Annotated in this window: 18 protein-coding genes; 15 read left to right on the top strand and 3 right to left on the bottom strand. The window is 59.4% G+C overall.

Going from position 1 to position 16,558, the window contains the following annotated elements:
• Positions 1 to 21: 21 nt before the first annotated feature.
• Positions 22 to 351, bottom strand: a complete 330-nt coding sequence (locus ACYZT9_RS08500) for a hypothetical protein (protein WP_462009389.1) — start codon at positions 349 to 351, stop codon at positions 22 to 24.
• A gap of 184 nt (positions 352 to 535) precedes the next feature.
• Between ACYZT9_RS08500 and ACYZT9_RS08505 the strand changes: the two genes are divergently transcribed.
• The 5 genes from ACYZT9_RS08505 to ACYZT9_RS08525 all read left to right on the top strand — a co-directional run bounded on the left by ACYZT9_RS08505 (position 536) and on the right by ACYZT9_RS08525 (position 4,830).
• Complete coding sequence (locus ACYZT9_RS08505) at positions 536 to 1,018, top strand: GNAT family N-acetyltransferase (RefSeq protein ID WP_462009390.1); 483 nt, start codon at positions 536 to 538, stop codon at positions 1,016 to 1,018.
• A gap of 115 nt (positions 1,019 to 1,133) precedes the next feature.
• Positions 1,134 to 2,111 carry a 2-dehydro-3-deoxygalactonokinase gene (locus tag ACYZT9_RS08510; protein ID WP_462009391.1) on the top strand — a complete coding sequence of 326 codons (978 nt, stop codon included), beginning with the start codon at positions 1,134 to 1,136 and terminating at the stop codon, positions 2,109 to 2,111.
• Between the two features lie 34 nt (positions 2,112 to 2,145).
• Positions 2,146 to 2,766, top strand: coding sequence for a 2-dehydro-3-deoxy-6-phosphogalactonate aldolase (locus ACYZT9_RS08515; RefSeq protein WP_462009392.1), 621 nt, complete (start codon positions 2,146 to 2,148; stop codon positions 2,764 to 2,766).
• Positions 2,767 to 2,812: 46 nt separating this feature from the next.
• Complete coding sequence (gene dgoD, locus ACYZT9_RS08520) at positions 2,813 to 3,961, top strand: galactonate dehydratase (protein WP_462009393.1); 1,149 nt, start codon at positions 2,813 to 2,815, stop codon at positions 3,959 to 3,961.
• Between the two features lie 65 nt (positions 3,962 to 4,026).
• Positions 4,027 to 4,830, top strand: a complete 804-nt coding sequence (locus ACYZT9_RS08525; RefSeq protein ID WP_462009394.1) for an IclR family transcriptional regulator — start codon at positions 4,027 to 4,029, stop codon at positions 4,828 to 4,830.
• On the opposite strand, the gene ACYZT9_RS08530 is transcribed toward ACYZT9_RS08525, so the two are convergent.
• Complete coding sequence (locus tag ACYZT9_RS08530) at positions 4,827 to 5,879, bottom strand: NAD(P)-dependent alcohol dehydrogenase (RefSeq protein WP_462009395.1); 1,053 nt, start codon at positions 5,877 to 5,879, stop codon at positions 4,827 to 4,829. The genes ACYZT9_RS08525 and ACYZT9_RS08530 overlap by 4 nt on opposite strands.
• A 190-nt stretch (positions 5,880 to 6,069) precedes the next feature.
• On the opposite strand from ACYZT9_RS08530, the gene ACYZT9_RS08535 reads away from it, so the two are divergent.
• Positions 6,070 to 6,960, top strand: a complete 891-nt coding sequence (locus ACYZT9_RS08535) for an AraC family transcriptional regulator (protein ID WP_462009396.1) — start codon at positions 6,070 to 6,072, stop codon at positions 6,958 to 6,960.
• 95 nt (positions 6,961 to 7,055) lie between these two features.
• On the opposite strand, the gene ACYZT9_RS08540 is transcribed toward ACYZT9_RS08535, so the two are convergent.
• Positions 7,056 to 8,720 (bottom strand): electron transfer flavoprotein-ubiquinone oxidoreductase, encoded by a 1,665-nt coding sequence (locus ACYZT9_RS08540; protein WP_462009397.1) that lies wholly within the window; start codon positions 8,718 to 8,720, stop codon positions 7,056 to 7,058.
• Positions 8,721 to 9,266: 546 nt separating this feature from the next.
• Between ACYZT9_RS08540 and ACYZT9_RS08545 the strand changes: the two genes are divergently transcribed.
• The 9 genes from ACYZT9_RS08545 (at position 9,267) to ACYZT9_RS08585 (ending at position 16,490) form a co-directional block, all read left to right on the top strand.
• A complete protein-coding gene (locus ACYZT9_RS08545; protein WP_003226982.1) occupies positions 9,267 to 10,016 on the top strand; it encodes an electron transfer flavoprotein subunit beta/FixA family protein in 750 nt (249 codons plus the stop codon).
• Positions 10,017 to 10,946, top strand: coding sequence for an electron transfer flavoprotein subunit alpha/FixB family protein (locus ACYZT9_RS08550; protein ID WP_462009398.1), 930 nt, complete (start codon positions 10,017 to 10,019; stop codon positions 10,944 to 10,946). It abuts the gene before it with no gap.
• Positions 10,947 to 11,133: 187 nt separating this feature from the next.
• A complete protein-coding gene (locus tag ACYZT9_RS08555) occupies positions 11,134 to 11,973 on the top strand; it encodes a substrate-binding periplasmic protein (RefSeq protein ID WP_462009399.1) in 840 nt (279 codons plus the stop codon).
• A gap of 9 nt (positions 11,974 to 11,982) precedes the next feature.
• A complete protein-coding gene (locus tag ACYZT9_RS08560) occupies positions 11,983 to 12,339 on the top strand; it encodes a DUF4398 domain-containing protein (protein ID WP_462009400.1) in 357 nt (118 codons plus the stop codon).
• Complete coding sequence (locus ACYZT9_RS08565) at positions 12,336 to 13,148, top strand: OmpA family protein (RefSeq protein ID WP_462009401.1); 813 nt, start codon at positions 12,336 to 12,338, stop codon at positions 13,146 to 13,148. The genes ACYZT9_RS08560 and ACYZT9_RS08565 overlap by 4 nt, the downstream gene beginning before the upstream one ends.
• Positions 13,149 to 13,359: 211 nt before the next feature.
• Complete coding sequence (locus ACYZT9_RS08570; RefSeq protein ID WP_462009402.1) at positions 13,360 to 14,799, top strand: aminotransferase-like domain-containing protein; 1,440 nt, start codon at positions 13,360 to 13,362, stop codon at positions 14,797 to 14,799.
• Between the two features lie 98 nt (positions 14,800 to 14,897).
• Entirely contained in the window at positions 14,898 to 15,371 is a 474-nt protein-coding gene (locus ACYZT9_RS08575; RefSeq protein WP_462009403.1) for a translation initiation factor 2, read from the top strand.
• Between the two features lie 163 nt (positions 15,372 to 15,534).
• Positions 15,535 to 15,789 carry a YkgJ family cysteine cluster protein gene (locus tag ACYZT9_RS08580; protein WP_462009404.1) on the top strand — a complete coding sequence of 85 codons (255 nt, stop codon included), beginning with the start codon at positions 15,535 to 15,537 and terminating at the stop codon, positions 15,787 to 15,789.
• Between the two features lie 95 nt (positions 15,790 to 15,884).
• Positions 15,885 to 16,490, top strand: coding sequence for an START domain-containing protein (locus ACYZT9_RS08585; protein ID WP_462009405.1), 606 nt, complete (start codon positions 15,885 to 15,887; stop codon positions 16,488 to 16,490).
• Positions 16,491 to 16,558: the final 68 nt, after the last annotated feature.

A 16,558-nucleotide genomic window follows, 5' to 3' on the forward strand; every position in this document is an offset into this window, starting at 1 on the left:
TGGATAGCTCGCGTGGGCGATTTATTGGCTGGCGCCGCCTTCGGAACCCGAGCCACCGGTGGTGGTTTTCGACCCGGTGCCGGAGCCTGCGTTATCGGGTGCCTGGGGGGCGGGCATGTTCATGCCACCTTGACGGCCGGCGTCGTTGCCCTGGATCCGCGGGTCGGTGCCCGTGGACGGAGGCAGGTTGCTGTCGATGCCTGTGCCATTGGTGTTGATACCGGGTGCGCTTTGGATGGCGGGGGATTTGGGTTTCTCGACCGGGTCGGTACCGGTGGCGTCGGTGGCGGCGAAGGCAGTAGAGGACAACAGCGTAGCCAGAGCTAAGGCGGTCAGTCGGGACATGATCATGGTGTCGTCTCCATTTAATTAGAGTCCTTACCCGATATTGGTCCGCCCCCGATTTGGTTTGGTGCCTGATGAACGACGAACGGTTCGGTGGCTGAAGCGCTTTTTTCCCAGGGGAGCTTGCTCCCTCGCCACACATCGCGCGCCGACTTAGTATGGCGTTTTCCACTTTGACGAAGGCACGTCCATGACGATCGAAATCCGCCCCGCGACCCCCAGCGATGCACCGCAAATCCTCGGATTCATCACTGAACTGGCCGATTACGAACGGGCCCGCCACGAAGTCATCGCCAGCGTTGCCGACATCGAGCGCAGCCTTTTCAGCGAAGGCGCCACCGCCCACGGCCTGATCTGCCTGCGCGACGGCTTGCCGATCGGCTTCGCCGTGTTCTTCTTCAGCTATTCCACCTGGCTCGGCAGCAACTGCCTGTACCTCGAGGACCTCTACATCACTCCCGAACAGCGCGGCGGCGGCGCCGGTAAAACCCTGCTGCGCCACTTGGCGAAGATTGCCTGCGCCAATGATTGCGGCCGATTCGAGTGGAGCGTGCTGGACTGGAACAAGCCGGCGATCGAATTCTACAAATCGCTGGGTGCGCAACCGCAGGAAGAGTGGGTGCGGTATCGGATGGATGGGGCGGTGTTGCGGGAGTTTGCGGAGGGCAAGTAATTCTTTTTTTGAGTTTATCCCAATATGTGGGAGTGATATTTATATATTGAGATTTCCCCGCGACCGGGTTTATAGTCCAGCTCACTCACTGCCATTAAACAAAACAGGTGAAGCGATGCTGGCGCAATTGATCGCGCTCGATTGGGGGACAACCTCATTACGTGCTTACAAACTCGCCGCAGACGGCAAGGTGTTCGATCAGCGTTCGCTGTCGTGCGGAATCATGCAGTTGCCTGGAGCGCCGCGAGTGATCGCCGGTCAGGTGTACACCGACGGGTTTGAATTGGCCTTCGATGAGGCCTGCGGTGACTGGCTTGATGCGCAGCCTGATTTGCCGGTGATCGCCTGTGGCATGGTCGGCAGCGCTCAAGGCTGGCGCGAAGCGGCCTACTGCGACACGCCGGCAAACGTCGCCAATCTGGGAACTTCCCTACAAACTATTCGCAGTCTTCGCGGTGTCAATGTGCACATCGTGCCGGGCGTGATTCAGCGTTCGCATCTGCCGAACGTGATGCGCGGCGAAGAAACCCAGGTTCTCGGCGTGCTGCAAAATCTGCCGGATGGAAAGGGCGGTGATCTGTTGATCGGTCTGCCGGGCAGTCATTCGAAATGGGTGGAAGTGGCCGACGGCTGCATCGTGCATTTCGATACCTTCATGACCGGCGAAGTCTTCGCCGTGCTCAGCGAACACAGCATTCTCGGGCGCACCCAGCAACTCGGCGCAACTTTCGATGGCGACGCGTTTGACCGTGGTGTGCAAGTGGCCCTGTCAGCGGATGGCGAGATGGGGCCGTTGTCGACGTTGTTCAGTGCCCGCAGCCTCGGGCTGACCGGCGAGCTGAGCGGCAGCGCGCAACCGGACTATTTGTCCGGCCTGCTGATCGGTCACGAGCTGCTGGCACTGGCTACTGTTCAGCGGCGTCGGCGCAACAGCGTTCATCTGCCGTCGATCATCCTCATTGGTAATGCCGGGCTCTGTGCCCGCTACAGCCGAGCCCTCGACGCCTGCGGTTTTGCTCGCGTGATGCTGGCCGAACACGCCACCGAACGCGGGTTATGGCAGTTGGCACTCGCTGCCGGGCTCGTCACCTGACATCCATCCCGTTAAACCTGACTGGAGGTCTGACATGCTCAAGCAAGCCCTGGCGCAAAACGGTTTGATCGCGATCCTGCGCGGCCTGCGACCGCAGGAAGCGGCGGCTATCGGAGAAGTCCTTTACGCCGCCGGATTTCGCGTCATCGAAGTGCCGCTCAATTCCCCTGAGCCGTACGAAAGTATCCGTATCCTGCGCAGTACCTTGCCCACCGATTGCCTGATCGGCGCCGGCACGGTGCTAACGCCGGAACAGGTCGAGCAGGTGAAAGCGGCAGGCGGCCAGGTGATCGTCATGCCCCACAGCGATGCCAAGGTATTGCGTGCGGCGAAGGCGGCGGGGTTGTACCTGTCGCCGGGTGTGGCGACGCCGACCGAAGCCTTTGCCGCATTGGCCGAAGGGGCGGACGTGCTGAAAATGTTCCCGGCCGAGCAAATGGGACCGGCGGTCGTCAAAGCCTGGCTCGCGGTGCTGCCAGCCGGAACCATTCTGGCGCCGGTCGGCGGAATCACCCCGGACAACATGCAGGTGTTCATTGACGCCGGTGTCAAAGGCTTCGGCCTCGGTTCCGGGTTGTTCAAACCGGGTATGACGCCTGAAGAAGTTGCTGTGAACGCCAAGGCGTATGTCGCTGCATGGAACGCTCTGCGTTAAGACTTTTTGGCGCCGAGCGCGCTGCATCTATAAGAGGGACAAAAAGATGAAAATCACCAAACTCACCACCTTCATCGTTCCGCCGCGCTGGTGCTTCCTCAAGGTCGAAACCGACGAGGGCGTGACCGGTTGGGGCGAGCCTGTGGTCGAAGGTCGCGCCCACACCGTGGCGGCTGCCGTTGAAGAGTTGTCCGACTACCTGATCGGCAAAGACCCACGCAACATCGAAGACATCTGGACCGTGCTTTACCGCGGCGGCTTCTACCGGGGCGGTGCGATCCACATGAGTGCGCTGGCCGGTATCGACCAGGCGCTGTGGGACATCAAGGGCAAGGCCTTGGGTGTGTCGGTCAGCGATCTGCTCGGTGGTCAGGTGCGGGACAAAATCCGTGTGTATTCGTGGATCGGCGGTGACCGGCCGGCAGACACTGCGCGCGCGGCCAAAGAAGCGGTGGGACGTGGTTTCACTGCGGTGAAAATGAACGGCACTGAAGAGCTGCAATTCCTCGATACCTTCGAGAAAGTCGACCTGGCCCTGGCCAACGTCGCCGCCGTGCGTGATGCGGTCGGCCCCAATGTCGGCATCGGCGTGGACTTCCATGGCCGGGTGCACAAACCCATGGCCAAGGTGCTGATGAAGGAACTCGATCCGTACAAACTGATGTTCATCGAAGAGCCGGTGCTCAGCGAAAACTACGAAGCGCTGAAGGAACTGGCGCCGCTGACCAGCACGCCGATTGCCCTTGGCGAGCGCCTGTTCTCGCGCTGGGATTTCAAGCGCGTGCTCAGCGAAGGTTACGTCGACATCATCCAGCCGGACGCGTCGCACGCCGGCGGTATCACCGAAACCCGCAAGATCGCCAACATGGCCGAAGCCTACGACGTCGCGCTGGCGCTGCATTGCCCGCTGGGCCCGATTGCCTTGGCGGCGTGTTTGCAACTGGACGCGGTTTGCTACAACGCGTTCATCCAGGAACAGAGCCTGGGCATTCATTACAACGAGAGCAACGACTTGCTGGATTACGTCAAGGATCCGCGGGTGTTCGATTATGACAAAGGCTTCGTGAAAATCCCCAACGGCCCGGGCCTGGGGATCGAGATCAACGAGGAATACGTGATCGAACGCGCGGCGGTCGGGCACCGCTGGCGCAACCCGATCTGGCGCCATGCCGATGGCAGCTTCGCCGAGTGGTGAGTGATTTTTAACTCACCTCAATCCATAATGCCGCCCGTTCCCTCGCTCAACGGTAAAGGCTGGATATGCAGGAAGACGCCCCAAAAATCGCCAAGGACGCCGCGCCCACCGGCACTCAGACTCTGCTTCGCGGTCTGGGTGTGGTGCAGGCCGTGGCCAGTGGCGCCCGCGATCTCAAGGAAATTGCCCGGCTGATCGGCACAACGCGCAGCACCACCCATCGTCTGGCCAGTTGCCTGGTGGACGAGCGCTATCTGCGCGTGGTGCCGCAAGTCGGTTATCTGCTGGGGCCGAAGCTGATCGAGCTGGGTTTCCAGGCGCGCGAGGAACTGCCCCTGGTGACCCTGGCCGGTCCGTATCTGGATGAGTTGTCGGCGTTGACCGGCGACACCATTCACCTGGCGATTCGTGAAGGTGACGAGGTGCTGTACCTGCTCAAGAATCCGGGACGAAATGGCCCGGAAATGCGCTCGCGGGTCGGCCATCGCATGCCGTTGGCGCGCACCGGAATCGGCAAGGCGCTGATGCTGGATGACACGCAGGAAGAATGGCAACGGCTGTACGAAGTCAGCTTGCCGGAGGGTGGGAAAAATCTTTTCTGGCCGCAGCACCCGGAGCAATCCTGGGAGCAGTTTCAGCAGCGCATGATCGAGTACGTGGCGGGCGGTTACGCTTTCGATCTGGAGGACAACGAACCGTCGATTCGCTGTGTGGCCGCGCCGATTCGTGATGCCAGCCAGCGCATTGTTGCCGGTATCAGCATTGCCAGCACCGTGCCGTACATGCCACTGGAAAAAATGGCCGAGCTGATTCCCCTGATCAAAGGGGTCACGGCCCGGCTTTCGGCGGAGCTTGGCTTGAAGGTTTAGATCTTCAAAGTCGCCATGTCGATGACGAAGCGGTACTTCACGTCACCGGCGATCATGCGGGTGAAAGCCTCGTTGATCTGGCGGATGTCGAGCATTTCGATGTCGCAGGTGATGTTGTGCTCAGCGCAGAAATCCAGCACTTCCTGAGTTTCGGCGATGCCACCGATCAGCGAGCCGGCCAGTACGCGACGGCCCAACACCAGTTTGGCCGCGTGGACCGGTGGATCAATCGGTTCAATCAAACCCACGAGAATGTGCACGCCGTCGAAACGTAGAGTATCGAGGTAGGGATTGAGGTCGTGCTGCACCGGAATGGTGTCCAGCAGAAAGTCGAAATGTCCGGCCGCGGTCTTCATCTGCTCTGCGTCGGTGGACACGATCACGTGGTCCGCGCCTTGGCGACGACCTTCTTCAGCCTTGCTTGCCGAGCGGGTGAACAGCGTGACTTCCGCGCCCATCGCCTTGGCGAACTTGATGCCCATGTGACCCAGGCCGCCCATGCCGAGAATCCCGACCTTGTCACCCGCCTTCACGCCGTAATGCTTGAGCGGCGAGTAGGTGGTGATGCCGGCGCAGAGGATCGGTGCGGCGCTGGCCAGGTCGAGTTTTTCCGGAATGCGCACGACGAAGTGCTCGCTGACCACGATGCTGTCGGAATAACCGCCCATGGTATTGCTGCCATCCATACGGTCCGGTGTGGCATACGTCATGGTCGGACCTTCGAGGCAATATTGCTCGAGGTTCGACTGGCAGGCTTCGCAGCTGCGGCAGGAATCGACCATGCAGCCGACGCCGACCAGATCGCCGACCTTGTGCTTTGTGACGTTCGCACCGATGGCGGTAACTTTGCCTACGATCTCGTGGCCGGGCATCAGCGGATAAACAGCAATGCCCCACTCGTTGCGGGCCTGATGGATGTCGGAATGGCAGACGCCGCAGTAGAGAATATCGATCGCTACGTCGTCGGCCCGTGGGCTACGGCGTTCGAATTTCATGGGGGAGAGGGGAGTGGTGGCCGACTGGGCGGCGTATCCGATGGCGGTGTACATGGTGAACCTCGCAGAAGCAGTGACAGGTGAGGTGGTGCATTTTGGGCGCCGTATCCGCCACCGGCCATGGCGATTCCTCCGGGTGTCATGCCTAATCCTCCGGCAATAGCATTAGTTTGATCAAATGGGCGATCAGACCTGCGAAGATACTTTCATCCCCTTTTTCCGCGATTTTTTTTGAAGAGCTCTCATGTTGTTGACCCGTCATCTCGATGCCAATGCCACGCTGGTTTCGCTGATTGAGCCTCTGACCACTCGCGATGGTTTCACCCCTACGGCGTTGCCGGGCGTGCAGGTTTTACGGGCCAGTTGCGATGTGGCCCGTGGTCCGCAGATTTACGAACCAAGCCTGGTCATCATCGCCCAAGGCAGCAAACTGGCGTATCTGGGGCCGCGAACGCTGGAGTACGGCGCCGGGCACTACCTGATTCAGGCATTGCCGGTGCCTTTTGAGTGCGAAACGTTTTCGGCGCCGGGTGGGCCAATGCTTGGAGTGTCCATCGCCATCGACCGAGTGCTGCTCGGGGAGCTTGTGTTGGCCATGGGGCTGGTGCCGGGGCGCACGATTCCTGCGCAAACGCCGGAGTCCATGACTTCAGCGGTGCTCGACGATGCGATGCGCGGTAGCGTGGAGAGGCTGTTGCGTTGCCTGCACGATCCGCTGGAATGCCAGATCATGGGGCCGGCACGGCTTCGGGAATTGTTGTTCGTTGCGTTGCGCGGTCCGCAAGCTGATGTGTTGCGTGCGCTGGTGGAACAGCAGGGGCAGTTCGCCCGGATTGCAGCGTCGCTCAACTATCTGCACGGGCATTTTACCGAGCCGTTGAATGTGGAAATCCTGGCCAGTTGCGCAAACATGAGTGCGTCGACGTTTCATGAGCATTTCAAACGCAGCACGTTGTTGTCACCGGTGCAGTATTTGAAGCGTCTGCGTTTGCTCAAGGCGCAGGCGTTGCTGGTCGCCGAGGGTTTGGGCGTGGCGCAGGTGGCGCACCGGGTCGGGTATCAAAGCACGTCGCAGTTCAATCGCGAATACAAGCGCTACTTCGAGCGTAATCCCGGGGATGAGCGCGTCGCCTGATACTCCAAAAATCCCCTGTAGGACGGTGTTGGGGCTTGAATAGCAGGCAACAAAAAGGCCCCCATTTCGGGAGCCTTGATGTTCAGGCGTTCGGCTTACATGTTCGGGTAAGTCGGGCCGCCAGCGCCTTCCGGCGCCACCCAGGTGATGTTCTGTGCAGGGTCCTTGATGTCGCAGGTCTTGCAGTGAACGCAGTTCTGGGCATTGATCTGGAAGCGCTTCTCGCCGTCTTCCTTGGTCACCACTTCGTACACGCCGGCCGGGCAGTAACGCTGGGCAGGCTCATCGTACATCGGCAGGTTCTTGGCGATCGGGATGCTCGGGTCGGTCAGCTTCAGGTGGCACGGCTGTTCTTCTTCGTGGTTGGTACCGGAGATGAACACTGAGCTGAGTTTGTCGAAGCTGATCTTGCCGTCCGGTTTCGGGTAGTCGATCTTCTTGCAGTCGGCCGCCAGTTTGAGGCACGCATAGTCCGGCTTGTTGTCGTGCAAGGTGAACGGCAGTTTGCCGCCGAAGATGTTCTGGTCGAGCCAGTTGAAACCGCCGCCGACGATGGCGCCGAACTTGTGGATCGCCGGGCCGAAATTGCGGCTGGCAAACAGTTCGTCGTAGAGCCAGCTTTTCTTGAAGGCATCGACGTAAGTGGTCAGCTCTTCGGTGCCATCCTTCTCGGCGAACAGCGCCTCGGCCACGGATTCAGCGGCGAGCATGCCGGACTTCATCGCGGTGTGGCTGCCTTTGATTTTGGCGAAGTTCAGGGTACCGAGGTCGCAACCGATCAGCGCACCGCCCTTGAAGACCATTTTCGGCAGCGAGTTCAGGCCGCCCTTGCAGATGGCGCGGGCGCCGTAGCTGATGCGCTTGCCGCTTTCCAGGTACTGCTTGAGCACCGGGTGATGCTTGAGGCGTTGGAACTCGTCGAACGGCGACAGGTAGGTGTTGCTGTAGGAAAGATCGACGATCAGACCAACGACCACCTGGTTGTTTTCCAGGTGATAGAGGAAGGAACCGCCAGTGTTCTCGGTGCCCATGATGTCCAGCGGCCAGCCTGCGGTGTGGACCACCAGGCCTGGCTGATGCTTGGCCGGGTCGATTTCCCAGATTTCTTTCAGGCCGATGCCGTAGTGCTGGGCGTCGGCTTCGCTGTCAAGGTTGAAGCGCTTGATCAACTGCTTGCCGATGTGGCCGCGGCAACCTTCGGCGAACAGCGTGTACTTGCCACGCAGTTCCATGCCCGGGGTGTACAGGCCTTCTTTCGGATGACCTTCGCGGTCAACGCCCAGATCACCGGTGATGATCCCGCGAACCACGCCGTTCTCGTCGAACAGCGCTTCCTGAGCGGCGAAGCCCGGGTAGATTTCTACCCCCAGGTTTTCGGCCTGCTGGGCTAGCCAGCGGCACAGGTTGCCCAGTGAAATGATGTAATTGCCTTCGTTGTGCATGGTCTTGGGCACAAAGAGGTCAGGAATTTTTTGCGCGCTGTCGGCGTTCTTGAGAACGAAGATGTCGTCGCGAGTCACGGGCGTGTTCAGCGGGGCGCCGAGTTCTTTCCAGTCCGGGAACAATTCGTTCAGGGCGCGTGGTTCGAACACGGCACCGGACAGGATGTGAGCACCGACCTCGGAGCCTTTTTCGACCACGCAGACGCTGATTTCCTTACCGGCTTCGGCGGCCTTCTGCTTCAAGCGGCAGGCGGCGGAAAGACCAGCGGGGCCGGCACCGACGATGACCACGTCGAATTCCATGTATTCGCGTTCCACAGGTTATCTCCTACTCAAGGCTCAACAGTTTTTTTCTAATTGGAGGTTTGGTGTCGCATCCATGAATCCCTGCGCAAGCGGGGAAGAGGACAATCGATGGACCACCTTTCTCTCTGGGTGGCGCATTATATCTACACCACTCCTAGCGTCCAATACAAACGTTTGTTTGAATTGGCTCAAAGCCAGAGAAATCAAAGTCACGCGGCTTATGAACGGCTATTTTGCCGTATTGACCGGAATAGGCGTTCCGGTCAAGATACGGTCGGTTTTGCGCTCGCCGTAGGCTGACTGTTGGTATCAAGAGCACCTCTAAAGACAGGGCGATGGCAGTACAAGGTGATGCGCCGCGCAGTGTTGGCGCGCAGTTTACACGCCGCGATATTGAATGACTTGCTGGTCACCACTGACGAACGGTCATCAACATCATGAGCGATGCTCACTTCACACGTATGCCGGCGTTTTTAGAGGTGCCCTTGCGCCCGATGAGCATCAATCGCCAGGTTCGCCCAGGCGACTTTCTTTTCACCGGAGAGTAACGAGGAATCCATGAAGGTTCTTGTAGCTGTCAAACGCGTTGTGGATTACAACGTCAAGGTTCGCGTCAAGGCGGACAATTCCGGCGTCGACCTCGCCAACGTGAAGATGTCGATGAACCCGTTCTGCGAAATCGCAGTGGAAGAAGCCGTACGCCTGAAAGAGAAAGGCGTTGCGACTGAAATCGTCGTCGTCTCCATCGGCCCGTCCACCGCTCAAGAGCAACTGCGCACCGCGCTGGCTCTGGGTGCCGACCGCGCCATCCTCGTCGAATCCGCTGAAGATCTGACTTCCCTGGCCGTTGCCAAACTGTTGAAAGCTGTTGTCGACAAGGAACAGCCTCAGCTGGTGATCCTCGGCAAACAAGCCATCGATAGCGACAACAACCAGACTGGCCAGATGCTCGCGGCATTGAGCGGTTATGGTCAGGGCACCTTCGCTTCGAAAGTCGAAGTGTCCGGCGACAGCGTTGCCGTGACCCGCGAAATCGACGGCGGTGCACAGACGGTTTCCCTGAAACTGCCGGCCATCGTCACCACCGACCTGCGTTTGAACGAGCCGCGCTACGCGTCCCTGCCAAACATCATGAAAGCCAAGAAGAAGCCTCTCGAAGTGCTGACTCCGGACGCTTTGGGCGTTTCCACCGCCTCCACCAACAAGACCCTGAAAGTCGAAGCGCCGGCTGCACGCAGTGCGGGTATCAAGGTCAAGTCGGTGGCTGAACTGGTCGAGAAACTGAAAAACGAAGCGAAGGTAATCTAAATGACTATCTTGGTTATTGCTGAACACGACAACAAAGTGCTGGCCCCGGCCACACTGAACACCGTGGCCGCTGCTGCCAAAATCGGCGGCGACATCCACGTGCTGGTTGCAGGTCAGGGCGCTGGCGCCGTGGCGGAAGCCGCTGCGAAAATCGCTGGGGTGGCGAAAGTGCTGGTAGCCGACAACGCTGCCTACGCTCACCAACTGCCGGAAAACGTTGCGCCGCTGGTGGCCGAACTGGGTGCTGCTTACAGCCACATCTTGGCTGCCGCGACCTCCAACGGCAAAAACATCCTGCCGCGCGTTGCCGCTCAGCTGGACGTTGACCAGATCTCCGAGATCATCTCGGTTGAAAGCGCTGACACTTTCAAGCGCCCGATCTACGCCGGTAACGCCATCGCTACCGTTCAATCGAACGCTGCGGTCAAAGTGATCACCGTGCGTGCCACCGGTTTCGACCCGGTTGCCGCTGAAGGCGGTTCGGCTGCCGTTGAAACCGTAGCTGCTGCGCACAACGCCGGCACTTCGAGCTTCGTTGGCGAAGAACTGGCCAAGTCCGATCGTCCGGAACTGACCGCTGCCAAAATCGTCGTTTCCGGCGGTCGCGGCATGCAGAACGGCGACAACTTCAAACACCTGTACGCCCTGGCCGACAAGCTGGGCGCTGCCGTCGGTGCTTCCCGCGCCGCGGTCGACGCAGGTTTTGTACCCAACGACATGCAGGTCGGTCAGACCGGCAAGATCGTTGCTCCACAGCTGTACATCGCCGTTGGTATCTCCGGCGCGATCCAGCACCTGGCCGGCATGAAAGACTCCAAAGTGATCGTTGCGATCAACAAGGACGAAGAAGCGCCGATCTTCCAGGTGGCCGATTACGGCCTGGTGGCTGACCTGTTCGAAGCCATCCCTGAGTTCGAGAAGCTGGTCTAATCCAGCGGCTTGACCTATAAAGAGCCCGACCTTTTGGTCGGGCTTTTTTTTTGTTCTTTTTTTGTAGGAGCGAGCTTGCTCGCGAAAAACGTCGGGACAACGCGTTCATTCAGGCAGCACGCGTCATCGTTGACGTCCATCGCGAGCAAGCTCGCTCCTACAGGAATCTGCGTTTGGGGGGCGTATCGTGCGACAAGTGTTCGGTTGGTCATTGTTGCTGGGCCTGACAGTGTTACCGACACTGTCCGTTGCAGCGGGCAAGTGCGAGCGCCTGGTGGTGACCGGCAGCCCGGATGCGCCGCCGTACCTGTGGCAAGATCCGCAGAACCCCAAGCACCTGATCGGCGCCAGCGCTGATCTGTTGCAGAAAGTCGCGACGGAGTTGGGGATCACAGTCGAATTGCTTTACGCCGGCAAACGCTCCCAGGCCCTGGATGAAGTGCGTAGCGGACGCATGGACATGCTGGCGGACGCTCCGTTGATGGTCAATGAACTGGAAACCCTGGATTACATCCATCCGCCGTTGCTGGAAAACGATTACCTGGTCTGGACTCGAAAAGACTCGCCATTGGTCTACAACGAAGCCCAAGACCTCCACGGTCACCCCGGCGCGCTGTCGGAAAAGTCTCGAATGACCCCCGCATTCGGTACGTTCGCCGAGCAGCAATTGACCCTCGTGCGTACGCCAAACCTGACCCAGGCCTTTCAGAAATTGCTCTTGGGCGAGGTGGAATTTGTTCTCGCGGGACGTTACTCCGGCATGGCGGCCGCGCAGACACTGAGCATGGCCAACGATCTGTTGGCGCGTCCCCAACCAGTCGACAAGCCTGGCCTGTTCCTCGCGATTTCCCATAACTCCGCCTGCAACGATCCGTGGTTGCGCGGACAGCTGGCGAAAAAGATGACAGAATTGCCCGCGTCCGGACTGACGGAAGCTGTGCTGCAACGCAATATCGAGCGCTGGAAAGCGCAGCAACAGCAGCGGTCACAGCCACAGCAGCAACCCGCCAGTACCCCAAAACAGTAGGGATTTTTAGTGAGTATTCGACCTCTTTTCGCTGCCCTGGCCCTTCTGGCTCTGGCGGGTTGTGCAGCCGATCCGGCGCCGAATGAACAAATACGCCTGACCGAACAGGCGCTGATACAAGCCAAAGCCGTGGGCGCCACCGCCGACGACGTGCCGGAACTGAAGCTGGCCGAAGGCAAGTTCAGCCGTGCACAGGGCGACATGACGGATCAATCCTACAAGCATGCGCGGATGCGAGCTGAGCAAGCCGAGCTGGACGCACGCCTGGCCGAAGCCAAGGTGCTGACCCTCAAAAGCGAGGAACAGTTGAACGTGCTCAATACCCGCATCACCCGATTGCGCAAGCAAGTGGGAGATGCCCAATGAGCCTCACGTCCAACGCCATTGGCGGATTGATCCTCGCAAGTTGCGCCAGCCTGGTTGGCTGCGCCGGTCTGCACAGCGAAACCGCGCTGCAAGATGCCAGTGCAGACTTCCAGAAGGTCAAGGAAGATTCCAGCGTGCTGCGTATCGCGCCGAAAGACGTGATCCGCGCCGGTGAGTCTCTGGCTCGCGCCGATCGCCTGTCCAGCTACTGGGGCAGCGGTTCGGACGTGGTGCATTACGCCTACCTGAGCCGGCGCTACAGCGAAATCGCCCGGGAGCACACCAATCAGGTGCTCAACGAAGAGCGCGCGGCGAAGCTCGAACTGGAGCGTCAGCGCCTGCAACTAGCCTTGCGCGAGTCCAAATTGCTCAGCGTGCAGCAGCAGGGCAAGTGGCTCGAAGAACAGATTGTCGCGCTCGCAACCACCCAGACAGACCGCGGCCTGGTGATGACCCTCGGCGACGTGCTGTTCGATACCGGCGAAGCAGAGTTGAAAAACTCGGCGAACCGCGTGGTGTTGAAGATCGTGCAATTCCTGCAGCTCAACCCCAAGCGCGTCGTGCGCATCGAAGGCTACGCCGACAGCACCGGCGGCAAGCAGGAAAATCTCAAACTGTCCCGTGACCGTGCGCAATCGGTGGCGAATGTGCTGATGGACCTGGGCATCGACGACAAACGCATCCAGGTCGAAGGCTATGGCGACGAATACCCGGTGGACGCGAACGCCTCCGAACGGGGTCGTGCGCAGAACCGGCGGGTGGAAATTGTGTTCTCCGACGAAAAAGGCCAGCTCGGCGCCGCCCGCTAAGGGCTGCGTCACTGGAAAACCCGGCCTGTCATCAGCGCCGGGTTTTTTTTCGCCTGCCAACTGCCACACGCCTTTCAATAAAAGCAGTACAGATATTGCTGACACTGCACTGTACGGCCAACTATTGTGGTAACTGTTCCCGTACACTTCTAAACTGTTCCGGTATTGTTTCACACAAAAATAAAACGCCCGTGAAATCGAGTGCTGCGTCATGACCAATCTTTTGCTTTACCAACGTATTGCTCAGCAACTGGCCGAAGACATCCGCCGTGGTGTCTATCAGCCGGGGGAGCGCGTGCCTTCGGTGCGCAAGATGAGCTCGCAGCTCAACGTCAGCCACGCCACGGTGTTGCAGGCTTACGCCAATCTCGAAGATCAGGGGCTGATCCGTGCCCGTCCGCAGTCGGGTTATTACGTGCACCAGACCCCGGCTCTGACTGCGCCGACCCCGGACATCGCCCGGGTCGAGCGTCCTGGTCTGGTCACCCGCAGCAGCATCATTCAACAAGTGTTGGTCGAATCCCGCCGCGAGGGCGTGTTTCCCTTGGGCGCGGCGGTGCCGAGTGTCGATTACCTGCCGGTGCGCGCGCTACATCAGCAACTGGCCAAGGTCACCCGTTTTCACAGCCCGCGCGCCTTCAGCTACATGTTTAGCCCCGGTTTTGAGCCGCTGCGCCGCCAAGTCGCGATACGCATGCGCGACGCCGGTGTGGTGGTTGATCCGTCCGAAGTGGTGATCACTCACGGCTGCGTCGATGCCTTGCAGATGTCCCTGCGCGTGCTGACCCGGCCGGGCGACTTGATCGCCGCCGAGTCGCCGACCTACTACGGTTTGTTGCAACTGGCAGACCTGCTGGGCCTCAAAGTCATCGAGATTCCCAGCGATCCGGCCACCGGCATGAGCCTTGAAGCCCTGCAACTGGCGGCCAATCAATGGTCGATCAAGGCACTGGTGCTGACCACGCGCCTGAGCAATCCGCTGGGTGGAACCATGCCCGAAGAGCGGCAGAAACAACTGCTGCGTCTGGCTTCGGATTTCGATATCCAGGTGGTCGAGGACGATATCTACGGCGAACTGATGTTCGAGCAGGGCCGCACCAAGTCGCTCAAGGCCTACGACCGGCTGGATCGGGTGATCTATTGCTCAAGCTTCTCCAAGACCCTGTCTCCGGGCGTGCGAATCGGCTGGATGATCGCGGGCAAGTACCAGCAGGAAATCCAGCGCTTGCAGACCTTCAGTACGCATTCCGCCTGTAGCGTCACGCAAATGGGCATTGCGGCTTATCTGGAAAATGGCGGTTACGACCGGCATCTGCGCTACATCCGTCAGGAATACCGCAAAAACCTCAGCGCTTTCCAGCTCGCGGTGCAGCAGTATTTTCCGGAGGGCACGCAGATGACCCGGCCGACCGGCGGTTTCATTCTGTGGGTGAGTCTGCCAGGCCGGGTCAACACGCAAGAACTGCACGTGCGTGCGCTGCAACAAGGCATCAGTATTGCGCCGGGGCTAATATTCAGTAACACCGAGCAGTTCAATCACTGCATCAGGCTCAATTGCGGTACCCCCTGGAACCGTGAGGCGGAGCGCGCCCTGATGACCCTGGGCATGCTCGCCACGCAACTTTGCCAGGAGATGGCTGGCAGCATGTGACGGGACGGGCGGGCAATTCCCGCCCGAGCTTGTCATGTCGCGTCCAACAAGCGAGCATATGGCCCTCTGCCGATAGTGCCGTTAGCTCCGTTGGGTCCATGAAACCGATTTTTTCCGCCGTCTGGCTATCGATCTGCCTGTTGATGACCTTCCAGGCGGAGAGCATTCTGGCGGCTTCCGTTCAGGAAAAAACCGCAGCGAGCACGGATTCGAAAAAAACCGCGCCGGTCAAGAAAGCTGCACCGGCCAAAAAGAAAGTGGCCAAGGTGAAGAAACGTCCGCCTATCGCCTCCAAGTCCAAACCCGCCAGCGAGGTCGTGAAAACCAAACTTCCTTCGGCTGACCTGGATTTGAGTCTGCCCGAGGAGATGGCCGAAGAGTTAAAGCCCATCGGTACAGTGCCGTTGCCCCGGCACGATGCCGTGTTGCCGCAAATGTTCGGTGAAAAGGCCGGCGGCTCTCCCTTTCAACTCAACGGGCGACTGATCAGCAACGAAATGAAGTTGCAACTGCGTAACGAAGAGCGTCGTGACGTTGAAGGCGCCGCGCTTGAATTCGAGTTCAAGCGATAATCTTCCCCTCTGTGACCCATTCGCCAGACGCTTTGTCGGAGACTGGTCAGTCACGTTCGGTTAAGCGTAAAAACCCGGCCGCGGGTAATTTGAAACAACTGTTTTAGCGGTTACTCTGTGCCCCGTCCTTTAATACATCGCCCTTCGCGAGGAGCTCGTCGTCATGAAATGCCGTGAGGGCTGTGGCGCCTGTTGCATTGCCCCTTCCATCAGTTCACCGATTCCCGGCATGCCCAATGGCAAAGCCGCCGGAGAACGCTGCGTACAACTCTCTGTCGAAAACCTGTGCAACATCTTTGGCCAACCGGGGCGTCCTGATGTGTGTTCGGCGTTCGAAGCTGACGTCGAAGTCTGCGGAAGCAGCAGTGACGAAGCGATCAGATTGCTGGGTTGGTGGGAGCAAATGACGGCCGCGTGATGTGTGGGCTCGCACCTCCGATCACCTCCGAAAAACCTGGAGGTGATCGGAGGTGCGAGCCCAACGAACGAAACTTCAACAACAAGGAATAGATTATGGGTTCGCTGCATCGTATGGCTGTGCTGTGTGGTTTGACGGTTGTGTTGGCGACCTCCGCCGCACAGGCCGAAGACTGGAAGGTGGCCAAGAATGAAGACGGCATCAAGGTGTCCTTGAGCGAAGTGGCCGGTTCTGACTACAAGGCTTATCAGGGCGTTTCCTTGATGAAAACCACCGTGGCCAAACTGCGCGCACTCCAGGACGACGTGGGAAGCGCCTGCGCCTGGATTCACGAGTGCAAAATGCAGAAGCTGCTCAAGCACGAAGGCAACCAGAGCTGGACCTACACCCAGTTCAACACGCCATGGCCGGTAACTCCGCGTGATTCGGTGCTGCACGTCACGACGACCGAAGGCGCCGATGGCAGCCTGACCCGCAAGCTTGAAGGCGTGCCGAAGTACATTCCCGAAGAAAAGGGTTTTGTGCGGGTCACCCGGGTCGACGGTTTCTGGAAATTGGTACCCAAGGGTGACCAGGTCGAAGTGACCTATCAGGTTCACACCGAGCCAGGCGGCAGCGTGCCCTCGATGATTGCCAACAAGTTTGTGGTTGATGCGCCGTTCAATACTTTGAAGGCCTTGAAAGAGCGTGCCGAGAAGTAATCGCTCTGCTGCGTATCCGTTACAACAGTAACGGCCGTTGGGGCTGGGGTTACAGTTGGGTGTACATA

Source organism: Pseudomonas sp. ZT5P21, from assembly GCF_054897785.1.

Coding starts and splice junctions, on each gene's coding strand:
- ACYZT9_RS08565 (WP_462009401.1), top strand. CDS start 12,336: ATGAGCCTCACGTCCAACGCCATTGGCGGATTGATCCTCGCAAGTTGC.
- ACYZT9_RS08505 (WP_462009390.1), top strand. CDS start 536: ATGACGATCGAAATCCGCCCCGCGACCCCCAGCGATGCACCGCAAATC.
- ACYZT9_RS08535 (WP_462009396.1), top strand. CDS start 6,070: ATGTTGTTGACCCGTCATCTCGATGCCAATGCCACGCTGGTTTCGCTG.
- ACYZT9_RS08515 (WP_462009392.1), top strand. CDS start 2,146: ATGCTCAAGCAAGCCCTGGCGCAAAACGGTTTGATCGCGATCCTGCGC.
- ACYZT9_RS08550 (WP_462009398.1), top strand. CDS start 10,017: ATGACTATCTTGGTTATTGCTGAACACGACAACAAAGTGCTGGCCCCG.
- ACYZT9_RS08510 (WP_462009391.1), top strand. CDS start 1,134: ATGCTGGCGCAATTGATCGCGCTCGATTGGGGGACAACCTCATTACGT.
- ACYZT9_RS08500 (WP_462009389.1), bottom strand. CDS start 351: ATGATCATGTCCCGACTGACCGCCTTAGCTCTGGCTACGCTGTTGTCC.
- ACYZT9_RS08525 (WP_462009394.1), top strand. CDS start 4,027: ATGCAGGAAGACGCCCCAAAAATCGCCAAGGACGCCGCGCCCACCGGC.
- ACYZT9_RS08585 (WP_462009405.1), top strand. CDS start 15,885: ATGGGTTCGCTGCATCGTATGGCTGTGCTGTGTGGTTTGACGGTTGTG.
- ACYZT9_RS08575 (WP_462009403.1), top strand. CDS start 14,898: ATGAAACCGATTTTTTCCGCCGTCTGGCTATCGATCTGCCTGTTGATG.
- ACYZT9_RS08545 (WP_003226982.1), top strand. CDS start 9,267: ATGAAGGTTCTTGTAGCTGTCAAACGCGTTGTGGATTACAACGTCAAG.
- ACYZT9_RS08580 (WP_462009404.1), top strand. CDS start 15,535: ATGAAATGCCGTGAGGGCTGTGGCGCCTGTTGCATTGCCCCTTCCATC.
- dgoD (WP_462009393.1), top strand. CDS start 2,813: ATGAAAATCACCAAACTCACCACCTTCATCGTTCCGCCGCGCTGGTGC.
- ACYZT9_RS08570 (WP_462009402.1), top strand. CDS start 13,360: ATGACCAATCTTTTGCTTTACCAACGTATTGCTCAGCAACTGGCCGAA.
- ACYZT9_RS08530 (WP_462009395.1), bottom strand. CDS start 5,879: ATGTACACCGCCATCGGATACGCCGCCCAGTCGGCCACCACTCCCCTC.